14 protein-coding genes are annotated in these 15,946 nt (G+C 60.4%); 7 read left to right on the top strand and 7 right to left on the bottom strand.

Features of this window, described 5'->3' with window-relative positions; genetic code table 11:
• Positions 1-347: 347 nt before the first annotated feature.
• The 3 genes from QCE79_RS26290 to QCE79_RS26280 form a co-directional block, all read right to left on the bottom strand.
• Complete coding sequence (locus tag QCE79_RS26290) at positions 348-2,852, bottom strand: fimbria/pilus outer membrane usher protein (protein WP_309848852.1); 2,505 nt, start codon at positions 2,850-2,852, stop codon at positions 348-350.
• Positions 2,853-3,161: 309 nt separating this feature from the next.
• Positions 3,162-3,875, bottom strand: coding sequence for a molecular chaperone (locus QCE79_RS26285; protein ID WP_250467309.1), 714 nt, complete (start codon positions 3,873-3,875; stop codon positions 3,162-3,164).
• A gap of 118 nt (positions 3,876-3,993) precedes the next feature.
• Positions 3,994-4,560, bottom strand: coding sequence for a fimbrial protein (locus tag QCE79_RS26280; protein ID WP_250493527.1), 567 nt, complete (start codon positions 4,558-4,560; stop codon positions 3,994-3,996).
• A 581-nt stretch (positions 4,561-5,141) separates the two neighbouring features.
• Between QCE79_RS26280 and QCE79_RS26275 the strand changes: the two genes are divergently transcribed.
• On the top strand, positions 5,142-6,080 hold the full coding sequence (locus QCE79_RS26275) for a DMT family transporter (RefSeq protein WP_309848850.1): 939 nt from the start codon (positions 5,142-5,144) through the stop codon (positions 6,078-6,080).
• A gap of 4 nt (positions 6,081-6,084) precedes the next feature.
• Here the strand turns inward: QCE79_RS26275 and QCE79_RS26270 are convergent, their stop codons facing one another.
• Positions 6,085-6,378: a helix-turn-helix domain-containing protein gene (locus QCE79_RS26270; RefSeq protein ID WP_250493529.1), complete on the bottom strand. Its 294-nt coding sequence runs from the start codon at positions 6,376-6,378 to the stop codon at positions 6,085-6,087.
• 494 nt (positions 6,379-6,872) lie between these two features.
• Here QCE79_RS26270 and QCE79_RS26265 point away from each other — a divergent pair, with 494 nt between their 5' ends.
• The gene (locus QCE79_RS26265; RefSeq protein ID WP_309848846.1) at positions 6,873-7,442 is read left to right on the top strand and encodes a phasin family protein; all 570 of its coding nucleotides are present in this window, start codon (positions 6,873-6,875) and stop codon (positions 7,440-7,442) included.
• Between the two features lie 48 nt (positions 7,443-7,490).
• Here QCE79_RS26265 and QCE79_RS26260 read toward each other — a convergent pair whose 3' ends face one another.
• Positions 7,491-7,856 (bottom strand): DOPA 4,5-dioxygenase family protein, encoded by a 366-nt coding sequence (locus tag QCE79_RS26260; RefSeq protein WP_309850595.1) that lies wholly within the window; start codon positions 7,854-7,856, stop codon positions 7,491-7,493.
• Between the two features lie 131 nt (positions 7,857-7,987).
• Here QCE79_RS26260 and QCE79_RS26255 point away from each other — a divergent pair, with 131 nt between their 5' ends.
• The 3 genes from QCE79_RS26255 (at position 7,988) to QCE79_RS26245 (ending at position 11,947) form a co-directional block, all read left to right on the top strand.
• Positions 7,988-10,396 carry an ATP-dependent DNA helicase gene (locus QCE79_RS26255; RefSeq protein ID WP_309848844.1) on the top strand — a complete coding sequence of 803 codons (2,409 nt, stop codon included), beginning with the start codon at positions 7,988-7,990 and terminating at the stop codon, positions 10,394-10,396.
• Positions 10,397-10,644: 248 nt separating this feature from the next.
• A complete protein-coding gene (locus QCE79_RS26250) occupies positions 10,645-11,142 on the top strand; it encodes a hemerythrin domain-containing protein (RefSeq protein WP_250493533.1) in 498 nt (165 codons plus the stop codon).
• An 82-nt stretch (positions 11,143-11,224) separates the two neighbouring features.
• Complete coding sequence (locus QCE79_RS26245) at positions 11,225-11,947, top strand: 2OG-Fe(II) oxygenase (protein WP_309848841.1); 723 nt, start codon at positions 11,225-11,227, stop codon at positions 11,945-11,947.
• A 16-nt stretch (positions 11,948-11,963) separates the two neighbouring features.
• Here QCE79_RS26245 and ribA read toward each other — a convergent pair whose 3' ends face one another.
• Positions 11,964-12,632: a GTP cyclohydrolase II gene (ribA, locus tag QCE79_RS26240; RefSeq protein WP_244829427.1), complete on the bottom strand. Its 669-nt coding sequence runs from the start codon at positions 12,630-12,632 to the stop codon at positions 11,964-11,966.
• Between the two features lie 125 nt (positions 12,633-12,757).
• Positions 12,758-13,453, bottom strand: coding sequence for an NAD(P)-binding domain-containing protein (locus QCE79_RS26235; RefSeq protein ID WP_309848838.1), 696 nt, complete (start codon positions 13,451-13,453; stop codon positions 12,758-12,760).
• Positions 13,454-13,631: 178 nt separating this feature from the next.
• Here QCE79_RS26235 and ahpC point away from each other — a divergent pair, with 178 nt between their 5' ends.
• On the top strand, positions 13,632-14,195 hold the full coding sequence (gene ahpC / locus QCE79_RS26230; protein ID WP_309848834.1) for an alkyl hydroperoxide reductase subunit C: 564 nt from the start codon (positions 13,632-13,634) through the stop codon (positions 14,193-14,195).
• Between the two features lie 164 nt (positions 14,196-14,359).
• Positions 14,360-15,934 (top strand): alkyl hydroperoxide reductase subunit F, encoded by a 1,575-nt coding sequence (ahpF, locus tag QCE79_RS26225; protein ID WP_250510166.1) that lies wholly within the window; start codon positions 14,360-14,362, stop codon positions 15,932-15,934.
• The last annotated feature ends 12 nt before the right edge of the window (positions 15,935-15,946 follow it).

The following is a 15,946-nucleotide window of genomic DNA, read 5'->3' as shown; positions in this document are numbered from 1 at the left end:
GGCGCGACCGCATTGCGCTCTTTGTCTTCGGCCTCCTTGGCTTCTTTATCGGCTTCTTCCCGACCTTGAGCTTCGTGCGCGGCCGCCGCGCGTAACGCCCTGCAGTGCGCGGCATGCCGGAGCGTCGCCAGCAAGCGCACCATTTGCCTTGGTCCGGTTCTCATGCCCACCTCCCAGAGAGTTGAGAATCTACTTTAACTCTAGGCGGTAAATGCCCGCGTGCAAAGGTGCGAATTGAAATTAAGACGGGTTCGGGTTGGCAACTTCAAACGGCTCGGGCTTTCAGGCGCGCCGGATTCTCGGAGGCCCGGTCGCCGTTGCAAGCTCCTCCAACTTGCACGTTCACGTCAGAACGCATTTGCCGCCATCACCGTGCGCGGCAAGCAATGCGCTTCGATCGATGCATACCCCGCGTCCGCCTTGCCGCTCTTCGCAGGCAACGAATAATCGACGCTGCATTGTTCGCCCACGTGATCGCCCCACTTCACTACGAGCGTGCCTTTCTCGTCAATACCGCGCGCGAAAATGCGGCTGTCCTGCGCGACGACGCCCGCCACGCGGCCTTCGCCATCCACGACTTCCGCGCCGAATGGCAACGCTTCGCCATTCAGACGCGGCGCGCGAATCAGCGCTGCGCGTCCCGTCACCGTCTTGTATTTCAACATGACGATGGAACCGAGATGCGGCGCCGACTTCTCGGACGTCGATGCAAACTCGACATCGGTCGACGTGCCCTTCGGATCGATATCGACGCTGTTCATGTCGTATGGCGTGAGATACGGCACGACCGCGTAGCCATGCGAATCGACCTTCACGCCACTCGCGCTCGACACGCTCGCGCCTTCCGCGCCCTTTGCCTCGACGATTCCGAAAGTGTCGCCGACCGTCTGCGAGAACGTCACGCCGCCGGGGTGCGCGACGATCGAACCGCTCACGCCCGCCGACACCTGCGAAGAATTGGCTCCCGCACTCGCGGATGCCGTGACCTGTCCATGCGCGCCGTGATACGCGCCGCTCGCGCCAGCGTTCATGTTCGCCGATGAACTCGCGCTCTGACCGCCTGAGCCGTAGACGTTGTATGAATACTGATTCTCGGCGCCCGCGTTGCCGCTCAGACTCGTCTGCACGCTAGCCGAGCCGTTGCTCGCGCTCAGATTCGTCGTCAGTTGTGGCGAGTGTTGCGAATGACCGAGCGGGATCGTCGTGCTGACCATGATCTGGTTCGAAGGCGTGCCGTCCGCGTCGGTCGAGCGGCCCGCCGTAATGCTGTAAGTGCCGTACTTGAAACTGTTCGAGTAACCCGCCTGATAGAACACGTCGCGCCCCGGCCGATTCCAGTAGCTTTGCGCCGATGTCGTCAGAAACACCGAACCGTGATCCTTCAACGGCTGATTGATGCTCACCTGCAGGCGGCCGCGGTTCCGATCGGTGGGCGTGCCGCCGAACATGGCTTCGTCGCGAACGCGGGCGGCATCGCTCAGATTGAGATAGCCCGCGTCCGAGTAGCGATACGCGCCAAAAGTGAAGTTGGTGCCGGTCGGATCGATAAACTTGTTGTAGCCCACGTGCAGACTGCGCCCTTTCTGCATGGAAGCGCCCGGGACTTGCGTGCGCGCGGAGGTGATGTCGGTCGCGAAAGCGCCGAACTTCGTGTTGAGCGCGGCGCCGAAATTAGCCGCGACATAGCCTTCCGATGCAATCGCGCCGCCGTACAGCGTGACCTGATTGGTCAGCCCGCGTTGCAACGTGAATTGCGCAAAGCCCGGTTTCGTGTGCAACGACTCATCGCGCAACTGGCCGGCCGTGACGGCGAAGCGCGTCGTGCCCGCGCGCAGCGACTGTGCCACCGATGCGTACGGCACTTCGAAATGTTTCGCGCGGCCATCGGCTTCGGTAACGGTGACGTCCAGATTGCCGCCGTAACCGGTGGCGTACAGATCGCGAATCTCGAACGGTCCCGGCGACACGCTCGTCTCATAGATCACCTGGCCGTTCTGACGCACCGTCACGCGCGCATTCGATTCCGCCGTGCCGCGCACCACAGGCGCATAGCCGCGCAGCGATTCAGGCAACATGCGGTCGTCGGTGGCGATCTGCGCGCCGCGAAACGCAATGCTGTCGAACACCTCGCCGGTGGTCTGCGCGTCGCCGAGCGTCGCTTGCGCCTTGAACTTCGGCACGTCGTGCTGGACATAGGTCGCGATGTCGTCGAACTGGGTCGCCTGGCCTGTGCCGGACGTGATCGACGATTGATGCCGAAAGTGCCATCCGCCGATGTTCACGCCCGCGTTGAGGCCGAGGTATTCCTGCGTGGCGTGCATGCCGCCGCTGTCGCTGCGGTACGCATTGGCGTTGTAGCTGAGAAAGCCGGCGTTCACGCCGTTGTCCCACAATTCGGGCGACACATAGCCGCGAGCCGCATTGCGCAGATACTTTTGCGGGATCGACAACGTTAGCGTCTGCTCGGCGAAGTCGAAGCTGACGGAGGCATCGGGTACGAGCGAGGTCAGCTCGACGCATGCATTCGCATCGGCCGATGCAGTGTCGGCGGCATGATCGGCTGCGAGCTTCGTGAAGTCCAGACCATAGACTTCGAGCATCTTGCGCGTGAGGCAGGGCGTCGCGTTTTCTCCAACATGCGAGGCATTGAAGCGCACGTCCTCGCGCGCGACACGGTTGCCGTTGACCACGATGTCGACTGCATACGCGCCCGGAGATACCACGTTACCGCGCGAGAAACGCGCGACGTCGACGCCGCTTGTCGAATCCATTTGCAGGAACGTCGTATCGAATTCGGCTGCCTTCTTCGGTTCGTTCGCGAGCGCGCTTACCGGATGCATCCAGGCAGCCATGCCAAAGGCGCATAACACGATCGCCGCAACCGGTCGCAGCACGAACGAAGATGCTGTAAAGCCGTTGGAAATCCGCTGCTGACATGATTGCGACGATTGCATGGAGATAGCCTGGTGCATGAGGCGCGAGACATTTGCCGATCCACCGATGCTACGAATTAACGAGATGAAAGTAGCTAGGACGAGTTCTATTTTTGAGACGCGAAACACCATGTAAACAAAAGAAAAGCGCGCATCGAACAAGATGCGCGCTGTTAATTTCGAGACGTTGCGATAGGTCGCTGGAGGTCTGCCCGAATGGGCTTCCGATCAAGGCGCGAGTTCGGCATCGCCTTCGATGGCGCCGCCGTAATCGCTGATGGCGATGTAATGGATCTTGCCGCCATGCACGTCGCTCATCTTCGGCACGGGGATGACTGCATCGCCACGCGGCGGAACCATGCCGCCGGTTTCGTTCTTGAAGGTGCGCCCGTTCGATGTCACGCCGATCTCGCTGAACGAAACGTGATACGCGCTCGGATTCGTAATGGAGAGCGCGTCGCCACCGCCTTGCCGCGCGGGCACGACTTTCCACTTGAGCATGCGCGGTGAATCCTCGGGCTTGCCGGACAGCTTCGCCGGGCGCACGAACATCTTGATGCGCGTGCGATACGCCAGTTGCAGCGTGTTGACATCGGCTTTCACCTCCGCCTTGGGCGGCACGTCGAGCACGTTGAGCCAGAACACCGACTCGCGATCCTGCGGCAACGCTTCGCCGCCATACATGACGCGCAATGTCTGCGACTTGCCCGCATCCATCCGAAAGATGGGTGGCGTGATCACGAAGGGCGTCTTGCTGTCGGCGGGCTTGGTGTCGGCGTTGCCGCTATCCATCCAGACCTGCACGAGCGCCGGGTGCGAGCTGTCGTTGTTCAGCTTCACGGTGACTTCACGCTGATCCAGCGGATACACCACGCGCGTCGCGCCGATTGTCACACTGGCGTGCGCGGAGCCCGCGACCATCGCGGCAAGGAGACCTGCCATGGCGAGCGATCGTTTCATCGATTTCATTGCGGCCATCACTCGACGGTTGATGTCATTCACTGCAACCGGACGCTTGCCGAATCAAAACGTGGCGCGCCCGGACCCTGCATCGATGGCTTTACTGATACTGAATGGAGTACTGGACCATCGTGTTGACCGCGCCCGGCTGAGCCTGACCCGTCGCGTAGTACTGCGCGAAGTAGTTGAGATTGCCCGCGCCGGCCGAGATCGATGCGCCGTTGACCGCGACATCGTTATTGGCGTTGGTGAGGATATTGATCGGCTGCATTTGCGAGTTCAAGAGACGCACTTGCACGTTGGTCGCCGGCTGCGTCAGCGCCTGATTGATCAGATTGCCGCTGCTTTGGTCAACGGTGGAACCGTTCTCGAAGTGCGCCACTGCCTTGGTGGCCGAGCCCGTGCAGCCGGTCAATTGCAACTGGATGTCGCCGAGCTTGGAAACGCCCGCCGTGGCGCCAGCCGACGCAAGCGCGCTTGCGGAAACGGTCGGCAACGTAGCCGTCACGTTTGCCGACGAACCGGCAGCCGTGCCATTGATCGAGCAGGTCGTATCCGACACCGCGCCGTTGATGGTGATCGTGCCGTCGGCGGCGTTGGCGTTCATCGACGCAAGTGCGACCATCATCGAGAAGAGTGCGGCGCTGAGGGAAATAGCTTTCTGCATGAAGAAACTCCGGGAAACGAATAATGAATGTCTGACGCTTGACGCGGCCATCGACAAGTTGCTGCTTGCGTCGTTCAAGGTGCGTGGCGTTGAGAGAATAATAAGCAGGCAGAGCTAGGATTGATCTAATCTAATTCTCAAAAACGCCATCCATTTTTTTCGGAGCTAACTCAATAAAGCTTCACCCTCAGAATAAGAGACGCGGCGACCGGACAATTCGAGATTGCCGAAATTCAGCGGTTCGCTTTCTTGAACTCTGCTGGATGGGTTTATAGACGGACCAGATTCGATTTCGAGACATATCGGCGAGACTTTTGAGAAACGATGGCCACGCGCACCGAGCGCCTTCGCGTCCCGAAAAAGTGCGCGCGTGCTTTGTTCGAACCGTCTAGTTCATTTGTCGACGCGCCGTGACCTGAGCACAACACGACGGAAAAGAAGATTACTGTCGGCTTGCCACGAGCGGTCGACGTCCGCAAAATGGAAGCAACGGCTTAAAACGCCGTCATCCATAAGAGACCGCCCGACGGAGCGCAGCCTTTTTCGAGGCGCGCCTGCGATCAGGCGAACAACGGACACCCATGGCAACCATTGAGGGCAAAGCGCGTTTCCGCATTGATACCGATAACACGGTAGCCGGCATCGCGATCATGGTCTTGACGACCGCTACCTTCGCCGCGAGCGATTCCACCGTCAAGGTCATCGGCACGGCGGTTCCCATACTGGCGCTTCTTTGGGTGCGCTATCTATTCCAGATGATCGTGCTCGGCGTGTGGCAAGCGCGGCTCGGCACGCTCAAGCTCTTTCGCACCGACAGCCTGAAGCTGCAGATCGTTCGCGCTTTACTGCTGCTCACCAACTCGGCGTGTACTTTCGCTGGCTTGCGACATCTGCCGCTTCCCGTGACGACATCCCTTGCGATGCTCGCGCCGCTCATCTCCACCCTGCTCGCCGCACTCGTGCTCAAGGACCATGTCCCGCGCAGCAAATGGGCGATGGTCGTGCTCGGGTTCATCGGCATGTTGCTGGTGGTGCGGCCGGGTGGCAGCCAATTCACGTGGACGGTTGTCTTTCCGATCGGTGCGGCCACGACGTTTGCGTGCTTTCAGGTGGTATCGAGCCATCTGTCGCGCGTCGATGACGCCGTCACCACCAACTTTCTGACGGCGCTCGTCGCAACCATCGTGCTGTGCACGTTGATGTGGATGGATCAGTCGCAAATGCTGCCCGAACTGGCGCTCGTGGAATGGAAAAGCTGGCTGCTCGTCGCGCTCATGGCAACGATGGCGACCATCGGCCAGCTTTTGATGTTGCAGGCGCTCAGGCGCGCGGCACTGTCGGTGCTGACGCCCTTTTCCTATTCCCAACTTGCTTTCGCGGCCTTTTTCAGCTGGATATTATTCGGTCAGGTGCCTGACCGATGGATGGCTATCGGCATGTGCGTGATCGCCGCAAGCGGTATTGGAACCGTGCTCATGCATGGGCGCAAACCGGCAGTGTTGCCGGATTCGACGCCCTAAACGCTTAGCCCGCGACTTGCGCTTGCTGTATTTGCTGCGCCTGGCCTGTGCAAAGCCAGTGCACGTCGATGTCCAGTTGCCTGGCAATACGGTTGAACGCATGCAGCGGCGGCACCGTGATGCCGCGCCGCCAGAAATGCACGTCGTGCTCGGTTACGTCGAGCCAGTCCGCGGCCTTGGCGGAACTGACGTTGGCTTTCTGCATCGCCCGATCGAGCCGCGCGGCAATGGCGCGGCGCAGCGCGTTATCTTCGTGACTACGTTCAAGGTGTCCGATGGTTTGGGAATGTCGCCCCATTTTCTGTCCGTTCTCTCGATTTATAACTACTGCCGTTCAGCGCCGGCTCTTTAGCGCAAGTTCGCATGCTAGATAATCACGGTGACGCGACGGTGACAGGAAAAAGTCCTTTCGATGTTCACGCGCGGACGCCGTTTGTTGCAGTGCGAGATTTTTTCAAGATAGCCTCAGAGCGTCAAGTAGGGGAAACAACGTTATGCGCGGGTTGTTACTCGTGGTTTACCTTGAGCAGGCATACGGGAGATATCTTAAGCACGCCCGTTCGTTCTTGTTTTCCCGCGATTAAGTGGTCCGTTCGTATTATCCGCCTAGTTCAAAATCGGCGAGATAATCAGACGCGATTGAAACTTGACTTTCTTCGGATACGAATTTAAATCGCCATCGGTTAATAAAAAAAGTCAATTGACACGCCTCGCGCTATCCCTACAATAGAGCGTTCGCTGCACCGCACAAATCGATCGTCTTTCAAAACGCAATGTCCAATGGAGTCCAGCATGAGCAGTCTTGCGCCTGAAAACCTCATCGCGTCACAGAAAGCAGGGTTCGACGCTAGCTTCGGTCTCGCTACACGAGCCGTGGAAGGTTTCGAAAAACTAATCGACCTGAACACGCGCACGTTCAAGACGGCGCTGGATGAACATCAGAACTTCGTTGCTCGTGTGTTTTCCGTACGCGATCCGAAAGAGTTCTTTGCTTTGCAAAGCCAGCAATCGCAGGCCAGCGCTCAACGCGTCGCGGCTTACTGGCAGAGCTTCCACGAAATCGCGGCAGGCGTGCGCGGCGTTTATGTGGAAGCGGCACAGGGCCAGTTGGAGAAGTCGCAGCGCAACGCGCAGGCGCTTGTCAGCACGCTTGCGAGCAGCGCGCCAGCCGGCAGCGAAGCGGTGGTGAATGCGTGGAAGTCGGCTATCGACGCCGCAACGGAATCTGCAAATTCGGCTTACGAAGCGGCGAGAAAGTCCGCGCGTCAGGTGGTGGAAGCGGCAGAAACCGATGCGAGCGTCGCGACGCAGGGCGCAGTGCGGGTTGTGTCGTCGAAGGGAACGAGCGTCAAAAAAGCTTGAGCGTTTTCAAGCAACGAGAAAGGGCGGACCACTCCGCCCTTTTTTCATTTATTTCCAGCCTTCCAGCCGCAATTGATGCGATCGGCCAATCCACACCGCGGAATCGCGATGATCGCGCAATTCGTCCTCGGTATTCGGATGCATGAAAACATCGAGCGCGCCGTGATTCAAGGTGAGCCATTCGAAAATCGGCACGAGATCTTCGCGACCGAAGCCGAGTTGAAACGACCACATCGGGTGCGGTCCAACCGGACGTTCATGAAAGCGTCCCAACATAAGCTTGCCGGTTTCAAGTTCCGCCGCAAAGTGCGTCGAGATGACCTCCCGAATTGCCCAGGCCGCGTCGCGGCTCGCGGCATCGAAATAAATATGCGCGTGCCAGCCTTTGATTGCGGATGTGTCGATTGCATGCATTGTTTCGGTCGCGCGCGGCAATATTGAGATGTCGTTCATTCTAGCGAAACGCCAATCGCCACGACATTTCATGCCTTAAAGGCAGCAACGCATTTGTTGCGGCGAATGACGGAAATGCTAGACTACTGTACATGCATACAGCCTCTGACTCGGCCGCCAATCTGGCGTGCGGCGATCCTGCTTACACCGTCGCTGTGCGCGCGCTTTGCGAATTCACGTCGAAACAGGGCGATCTCGATTTGCGCTTCACGCCAGCGCCAAGCGCGCAGGAAGGCATTGCCGGACATGTGACGGTCGCAAGCCGGCGGCCAGCTGGTTATCTCAAGGAAATTTCCCTCGCCGAAGACTTCGGTCCGTTGCGCGTGCGCGGCCGCGTGGATGGTTTCGATCCGGTGCGCAATCGGCTGGAAGAAGTCAAAACGTATCGCGGCAAGCTGGAATCGATGCCGCAGAATCATCGACATCTGCATTGGGCACAGGCGCGCGTGTATGCGCATCTCATGTGCAAGAAGCTCGGTCTCGATGAGATCGAAGTCGCGCTCGTTTATTTCGATATCGTCGAACAGACTGAAAGCGTGCTCGTGGAGACGCAAACCGCGCTGGCGCTAAAGGCGCATTTCGAGGATCAATGCACGCGGTTCATCGCGTGGGCCGAACAGGAGATGCGGCACCGTGCGGCGCGCGATGCGGCGCTTACCGCGCTGGTGTTTCCGCACACGGAGTTTCGGCCTGGGCAGCGGGCCCTTGCCGAAGCGGTTTATCGCGCGGCCGCATCGAGCCGATGTTTGCTTGCACAGGCGCCGACGGGTATTGGCAAGACGGTCGGCACGTTGTTCCCGCTGCTCAAGGCTTGGCCGAAGCAGCAGTTGGACAAGATCTACTTTCTCACGGCGAAAAGCGCGGGGCGGCAGCTTGCGCTCGATGCGCTCGGAACGATTGTCGGGGCGGCGGGAAGAACAGCGGCGCCAGCGGACGCGGCAACGGCAAAAGCCAAAGCAATCGCCGCGCCCTTTCCCTTACGCGTAATCGAACTCGTCGCCCGCGACAAAGCCTGCGAATATCCCGACCGCGCGTGTCACGGCGATTCGTGCCCGCTCGCGCGCGGCTTCTACGACCGCCTTCCCGCCGCGCGCGCCGATGCCCTCGCGCGTGCACACCCGGACCGCGCGTCGACAGCCGAAGTCGCGCGACACCACGAAGTCTGTCCGTACTATCTGAGCCAGGAGCTCTCGCGCTGGGCCGATGTCATCGTCGGCGACTACAACTATTACTTCGACACCAGCGCAATGCTTTTCGCCCTAGCTGAAACGAACCGCTGGCGCGTGTCGGTACTCGTCGATGAAGCGCACAACCTGATTGATCGGGCGCGCGGCATGTATTCCGCATCGCTCGATCGCGCCTCGTTCGATGCAATGCGCCGCGCCGCGCCGCCGCTTCTAAAAAAAACGCTTGCGCGCGTCGCCCGAACCTTCGGCGACACGAGCCGCGAACAGGAAACCGCGGGCATCGACTACGCACCGCTCGCCGAACCGCCCGCCCAGTTGCTGACCGCGCTCGGCCAGGCGGTTTCGCTGATGACGGAAATGCTCGGCGAGCAAGCCGACCTCTTCTCGCCCGGCACCATGCGCTTTTATTTCGATGCCGTGCACTTAACGCGCATCGCGGAGCGCTTCGGTTCGCATTCGATCTTCGATATCTCCCTTGCTGGCCACGCGTCGGCGAAGAAGCGCAATGTCGTGCTGTGCCTGCGCAACGTGATTCCCGCGCCGCATCTCGCCGGGCGTTTCGCGAGCGCCCACAGCGTCGCGTTGTTTTCCGCGACGCTCACGCCCACGCACTTCTACGCCGATACGCTCGGCTTGCCGGAAACGAGCGCGTTCATCGACGTGGAGTCGCCGTTCTCAGCGGATCAACTCGATGTACGCGCCATCGCCGATGTCTCGACGCGCTATCGCGACCGCCTGCAATCCGTTGCGCGCATCGCCGACATGATCGCGGCGCAGTACGGTCGCGCGGAAGGCAACTATCTGAGCTTTTTCAGCAGCTTCGAATATCTGGCGCAAGTCGCGGCGGAATTCGCGGTACGTCATCCCGGAATTCCGAGTTGGCAGCAGTCACGCGCGATGAGCGAAGCCGCGCAGCACGACTTTCTCGCGCGCTTCATTCCGGATGGACGCGGCGTCGGTTTCGCGGTGCTGGGCGGCGCATTTGGCGAGGCGATCGATCTGCCGGGCACGCGGCTCATTGGCGCCTTCGTCGCGACGCTCGGCCTGCCGCAACTCAATCCTGTCAATGAGCAGATGAAAGTGCGGATGCAGGACGCTTTCGGCGCCGGCTATGACTACGCTTATCTTTTTCCGGGCTTGCAGAAGGTCGTGCAGGCGGCCGGACGCGTAATTCGCGGGCCGCAAGACCGTGGCGTGCTCTACCTTATCGACGACCGCTTTGCGCGCTCGGAAGTGCGGCGTCTGTTGCCGGCGTGGTGGCGGGTCAACGTCATGCTTGAGCGGGACCTGCCGGCGCTTTCGTCGTCGACATGATGCGGCGTTGAGGCGGACGTTCATTCATGTCGCTCCGTGCTCCGGTTTTGTTCGCGCAGCACGCGAGCCGGCATGACGCGCTCATATCCGCTTAAAGCCATGCCAATCTTATCTTTGCCTGCTCCGAGCGCGGGCACTGGGTTTGCTCCAGACAACCTGCCCAGAGGCAACTAAAAGCGACCCGAAGGCACCCCCAAGGCGCAACAGACGCCCCAAAGGTTTCGCCCCGTCCCCACAGGAGAAACGATATGACCGCCGCGCAAGCACAGCATCCGCAAGACGCACTTGCCATTCTCGAAGCCGACCATCGCGCTGTCGAGCAGCTATTCGACGCCTTCGAACGCGCCGAAAAAGACGATCTCGAACGCAAGACCACACTGGTTCAGCGCGCGTGCGAGTTGTTGTCGATCCATTCGATCGTCGAGGAAGAGTTGCTTTATCCCGCCGCCCGCACCGCACTCGGCACGGACGAGAAAATCGATGTCGACGAAGCCTACGTCGAACACTTTCTAGTCAAGACGCTGATCGAAAAGTTTTCGCAGATCAAGGCCGGCGACGAAGGTTTCGACGCGACCTTCAAGGTACTGTCGGAGAACGTCAAGCATCACGTGGAAGAAGAAGAAACCGAGCTGTTTCCGGAAATCCGCAAGACGAAGAGTGTCGATCTCATCGCGCTCGGCAAGAAGATCGAAGCGCGTAAGGAAGCCTTGCAGAACCGCATCACCGAAGTCGCGACCGCGCATTGAATTGCGCAGCAATTCCCGGAGTGCGTGAGCGCGGTTCAGGACGCACACTGTGCGGCAATCACGCCAATCCGGAGAACTGCAGATGAAAGTGCTTGAGAGAGACATCGGCGCGCGCGTCGATGCACTCGACTGGACGGATATCGAGAATCAACTCGATTCCCAAGGCTCGGCCATTGCGCCGGGCCTTTTTTCGCGTGAAGAGTGCGCGACGCTCGCCGCGCTGTACGACGACGACGCAATCTTTCGCAGCCGTATCGTAATGGAACGTTATTCGTTCGGGCGCGGCGAATACAAATACTTCGCGTATCCGTTGCCCGAGACGCTGCAAACGGTGCGCAGCACGGTGTATCCGCATCTCGCGCCCATTGCGAATAAATGGCACGAGGTAATGGGGATCGAAACGCGCTTTCCACCGGTGCATGGAGAATTCATCGAGCGTTGTCATTACGCCGGACAGACGCGGCCGACGCCGCTTCTCCTACGCTACGTTCCCGGCGACTACAACTGTCTGCATCAGGATCTGTACGGCGAACACGTTTTTCCGATCCAGATGGCAGTTCTACTTTCTGCGCCCGAACAAGACTTCACCGGCGGCGAATTCGTGATGACGGAACAGCGTCCGCGCATGCAATCGCGCGCCGAAGTCGTACCGCTCGCGCAAGGCGACGCGGCGTTCTTCGCTGTACACCAGCGGCCGGTGCAGGGATCGCGCGGGCCGTATCGCGTGAACATGCGGCATGGCGTGAGCCGCCTACGCTCCGGGCGGCGCCACATGCTAGGCGTGATCTTCCACGACGCAAGCTAGATCGCGGAAGACGCGCTTATTCGTTCTCGTCGAAGTAATGTCCGAAGCGCGCCTGCTTCGTCTTGATGTAGCGTTCGTTTTCTTCGCGCATGGGGATGGCGAGCGCGACGCGTTCCTTCACGGGGATGTCGTGCCTGAGCAGCGTGTCGAACTTCGACGGATTGTTGCTCATCAGGCGCACCGATTTGACGTCCATCGAGCGCAGGATGGCGGCGGCGGAATCGTACTCGCGGGCGTCGTCGGGCAGGCCGAGATGCAGGTTGGCATCGACCGTATCGAGACCCTGCTCCTGCAACGCGTAAGCGCGGATCTTGTTGGCGAGCCCAATGCCGCGTCCCTCGTGCCCGCGCAAGTACAGCAGAATTCCGCGATTCTCGGCGGCGATATAGCGCAGCGCGAGATCGAGCTGCTCGCCGCAATCGCACCGGTACGAGCCGAAGACGTCGCCCGTCACGCATTCGGAATGCAGCCGCGTGAGCACGGATTCGCCGTTGCTCACGTCGCCCATGACGAAAGCGATGTGCTCGACATCCGTTTCCTTCACGCGATACACATACGACGCGAACGTGCCGTAGCGTGTCGGAATGGTGGCCGTGGCGGCCAGTTCGACGTCGTCGCATTCGGGGCATTCGCCAAAGCCGGGGCGAGGTTTCAACTGGTCAAACGCGGGAGATGCGGTTTTCATAGGGCAATCTGCAAGTCTTGATGCGGGCGTTCGCGCTGTCGGAGTCGAGCGCGGGAGCCCGGCACGTCATGTTAAAGCGCATCGTGAAAGTTTGCAGATTGTCGCATGGCGCGCGTATTCGGCCGTTAGCGTGGATTGTCGAAGTCTCCCGGGCTTTCATCTGTCGCGCGCCACTCGGGTTTGCGCAGCGGGCTGGCCTCGTGCAGCGCGTGGCGAACGCCCGCCGCGTCGAGGTCCGCCGTGTAGACGGGCGTGGCGGGTTGCTGACGCCAGGAATCGTCGATTTCGCCGGCATCGACGGGATCGAAGCCGATTTCATCGACCAGTTGCATGACGACTTCCTTCGCCTTGTGGTCGTCGCCCGCCACGGGCAGCGCAATGCGCCCCGCCGTTCCCGCCGGCTTGCCGTGGTTGCGAAGATGCGCCGCGTAGATATTGTTGAACGCCTTGATGACCGGCCGGCCGATCTTCTCTTCCACCCAGCGGCTTTCCGGCAGACCGTTTTCGATTCCGTCGATTCGACCGTCGCGCTGCCGCGGATAGTAATTGCCGGTATCTATCACGATGAGACTCGCCGGTACTCCCGCGAACAAATCCTTCGGAAGAAGCGGCACCTTCGACTCTGGAATGGTCACGACGACGAGATCCGCGCCCTGCACGGCCTCGCGCGCCTCGACGGCTTGCGCGCCAGTCGCGCGTTCGACTTCGCCGAGCGTGTCCGGCCCGCGCGAATTGGCGATGCGCACCTCGTGGCCGCGTTCGCCGAAGCGCAACGCCAGAACTTGCCCGATATTTCCCGCCCCAATGATGCCGATTTTCATGGTGCCTCCTGGGTTCGTGATCGATCTTGGCGGCATCGCAAACCCCGCACCCGATGCGACGAATCGACGTCATAGTCCAGATCAATTACAATGATAAAATCAATCCACTTCCAAGGTTTGATAGTTTTAGTTCATACTTCGTTCACTTCTTCAACACACACTTAAAGGGAACCGATCAATGCCGATCATCAACACCCAAGTCAAGCCGTTCAAAGCAACCGCCTATCACAAGGGTGATTTCGTCACCGTTACCGAAGAAAGCCTGAAGGGCAAGTGGTCCGTGTTCGTGTTCTACCCGGCCGACTTCACCTTTGTGTGCCCGACGGAACTCGGCGATCTGGCTGACCGCTACGAAGAATTCAAGAAGCTGGGCGTTGAAATCTACAGCGTTTCGACCGACACGCACTTCACGCACAAGGCATGGCACGACACGTCGGACACGATCCAAAAGATCAAGTATCCGATGATTGCCGATCCGACGCTCGCCATCTCGCGCAACTTCGACGTGCTGATCGAAGAAGAAGGCCTGGCGCTGCGTGGCACGTTCGTGCTCAACCCGGAAGGCGAGATCAAGCTGTGCGAAGTGCACGACAACGGCATCGGCCGTGACGCGGGCGAACTGCTGCGCAAGGTGCAAGCCGCGCAATACGTCGCATCGCATCCGGGCGAAGTTTGCCCCGCCAAGTGGACGCCGGGCGCTGAAACGCTGAGCCCGTCGCTCGACCTCATCGGCAAGATCTGAGTCTCGGGTTCTCCAGAGACTGACGAGGCGCGCGGCAGGCCCGCTGCGCGCCTTGCACCCCCAGTTTGTACCCACGCATTCCGTTTCGGCGCCGCTTTATGGCGGCGCTTGGACGGAGTGCGTCCAAAGATTCCAAAAACTCTCGTCAGGGAACGACACACGCCATGCTGGACGCCAATCTCAAGACTCAGTTGAAAGCCTATCTGGAAAAAGTCACGCGGCCCATCGAGCTCGTCGCCTTTCTCGACGACAGCGACAAATCGCGTGAGCTGAAAGGCCTGCTCGACGAAATCGCTACGCTGTCCCCGCGGATCAGCGTCGTCGAGAAAGAGGACGTTGCGGCACGCCGTCCGTCGTTCACCATCGGCGAGCCGGGCAAGGCGGCGGGCATTCACTTCGCCGGCATCCCGATGGGTCACGAATTCACGTCGCTCGTGCTGGCGCTGCTGCAAACCGGCGGCCATCCGATCAAACTCGACGACGAAACCATCGAGCAGATTCGCGCGCTCGACGGTGATTACCGGTTTGAAACGTATTTCTCGCTGTCGTGCCAGAACTGCCCGGAAGTCGTGCAGGCGCTGAATGTAATGGCGATCATCAATCCGCGTATCAAGCACGTGGCGATCGACGGCGCGCTGTTCCAGAAGGAAGTCGAAGACCGCCAGATCATGGCCGTGCCGACGATGTTCCTGAACGGCGACAGCTTCGGCCAGGGCCGCAGCAGCGTGAAGGAAATTCTCGCCAAGCTGGATACGGGCTCAGCCGCGCGTGCCGCGAAGCAACTGGAAACGAAGCCGGTATTCGACGTGCTGATCGTCGGCGGCGGTCCTGCAGGCGCGGCAGCGGCGATCTACGCGGCGCGCAAGGGCATTGCGACCGGCGTCGTCGCCGAGCGCTTCGGCGGCCAGGTGCTGGACACGATGGCTATCGAAAACTTCATCTCCGTGCAGGAAACGGAAGGACCGAAGTTCGCGACGGCGCTCGAACAGCACGTCAAGAGCTACGAAGTCGACGTGATGGACGTGCAGCGCGCCGACAAGCTGATCCCGGGCCGCATCAACGAAGTGCATCTGGCAAGCGGCGCGGTCCTGAAGGCAAAGACCATCATTCTGGCGACGGGCGCGCGCTGGCGCGAAATCAACGTGCCGGGCGAGCGTGAATATCGCGGACGCGGCGTGGCCTACTGCCCGCACTGCGACGGCCCGCTCTTCAAGGGCAAGCGCGTGGCGGTCATCGGCGGCGGCAATTCCGGCGTCGAAGCGGCCATCGACCTCGCGGGTGTCGTTGCGGCGGTGACGCTGATCGAATTCGGCAACGAGTTGCGCGCCGATGCCGTGTTGCAAAAGAAGCTGCGCAGCCTGTCGAACGTGACCATCGTCACGAGCGCGCAGACCACGGAAATCACCGGCGACGGCAAGAAGGTCGACGGCCTGAACTACACGGACCGGGCGACGGGCGTCTCGCACCGCGTGGAACTCGAAGGCGTGTTCGTGCAGATCGGTCTCGTGCCGAACACCGAATGGCTGAAGGGCACGATCGAGCTGTCGAAGCATGGCGAGATCATCGTCGATGCGAAGGGCGCGACGTCGATCCCCGGCGTATTCGCTGCCGGCGACGTGACGACGGTGCCGTTCAAGCAGATCGTGATCGCGGTCGGCGAAGGCGCGAAGGCATCGCTTGGCGCGTTCGATCATCTGATTCGCGCGTCGGTCGAGGAAGAAGAGACGGTGGCCGCGTAAAGCTTGCCTTGC

The organism is Caballeronia sp. LZ003, from assembly GCF_031451465.1.
Taxonomy (GTDB): domain Bacteria; phylum Pseudomonadota; class Gammaproteobacteria; order Burkholderiales; family Burkholderiaceae; genus Caballeronia.
This window is presented reverse-complemented; position numbering and strand designations above follow the sequence as displayed.

Excerpts from the sequence above, each read along its gene's own strand:
- QCE79_RS26290 (WP_309848852.1), bottom strand. The coding sequence starts at position 2,852 with ATGGCTGCCTGGATGCATCCGGTAAGCGCGCTCGCGAACGAACCGAAG.
- QCE79_RS26285 (WP_250467309.1), bottom strand. The coding sequence starts at position 3,875 with ATGGCAGGTCTCCTTGCCGCGATGGTCGCGGGCTCCGCGCACGCCAGT.
- QCE79_RS26280 (WP_250493527.1), bottom strand. The coding sequence starts at position 4,560 with ATGCAGAAAGCTATTTCCCTCAGCGCCGCACTCTTCTCGATGATGGTC.
- QCE79_RS26275 (WP_309848850.1), top strand. The coding sequence starts at position 5,142 with ATGGCAACCATTGAGGGCAAAGCGCGTTTCCGCATTGATACCGATAAC.
- QCE79_RS26270 (WP_250493529.1), bottom strand. The coding sequence starts at position 6,378 with ATGGGGCGACATTCCCAAACCATCGGACACCTTGAACGTAGTCACGAA.
- QCE79_RS26265 (WP_309848846.1), top strand. The coding sequence starts at position 6,873 with ATGAGCAGTCTTGCGCCTGAAAACCTCATCGCGTCACAGAAAGCAGGG.
- QCE79_RS26260 (WP_309850595.1), bottom strand. The coding sequence starts at position 7,856 with ATGCATGCAATCGACACATCCGCAATCAAAGGCTGGCACGCGCATATT.
- QCE79_RS26255 (WP_309848844.1), top strand. The coding sequence starts at position 7,988 with ATGCATACAGCCTCTGACTCGGCCGCCAATCTGGCGTGCGGCGATCCT.
- QCE79_RS26250 (WP_250493533.1), top strand. The coding sequence starts at position 10,645 with ATGACCGCCGCGCAAGCACAGCATCCGCAAGACGCACTTGCCATTCTC.
- QCE79_RS26245 (WP_309848841.1), top strand. The coding sequence starts at position 11,225 with ATGAAAGTGCTTGAGAGAGACATCGGCGCGCGCGTCGATGCACTCGAC.
- ribA (WP_244829427.1), bottom strand. The coding sequence starts at position 12,632 with ATGAAAACCGCATCTCCCGCGTTTGACCAGTTGAAACCTCGCCCCGGC.
- QCE79_RS26235 (WP_309848838.1), bottom strand. The coding sequence starts at position 13,453 with ATGAAAATCGGCATCATTGGGGCGGGAAATATCGGGCAAGTTCTGGCG.
- ahpC (WP_309848834.1), top strand. The coding sequence starts at position 13,632 with ATGCCGATCATCAACACCCAAGTCAAGCCGTTCAAAGCAACCGCCTAT.
- ahpF (WP_250510166.1), top strand. The coding sequence starts at position 14,360 with ATGCTGGACGCCAATCTCAAGACTCAGTTGAAAGCCTATCTGGAAAAA.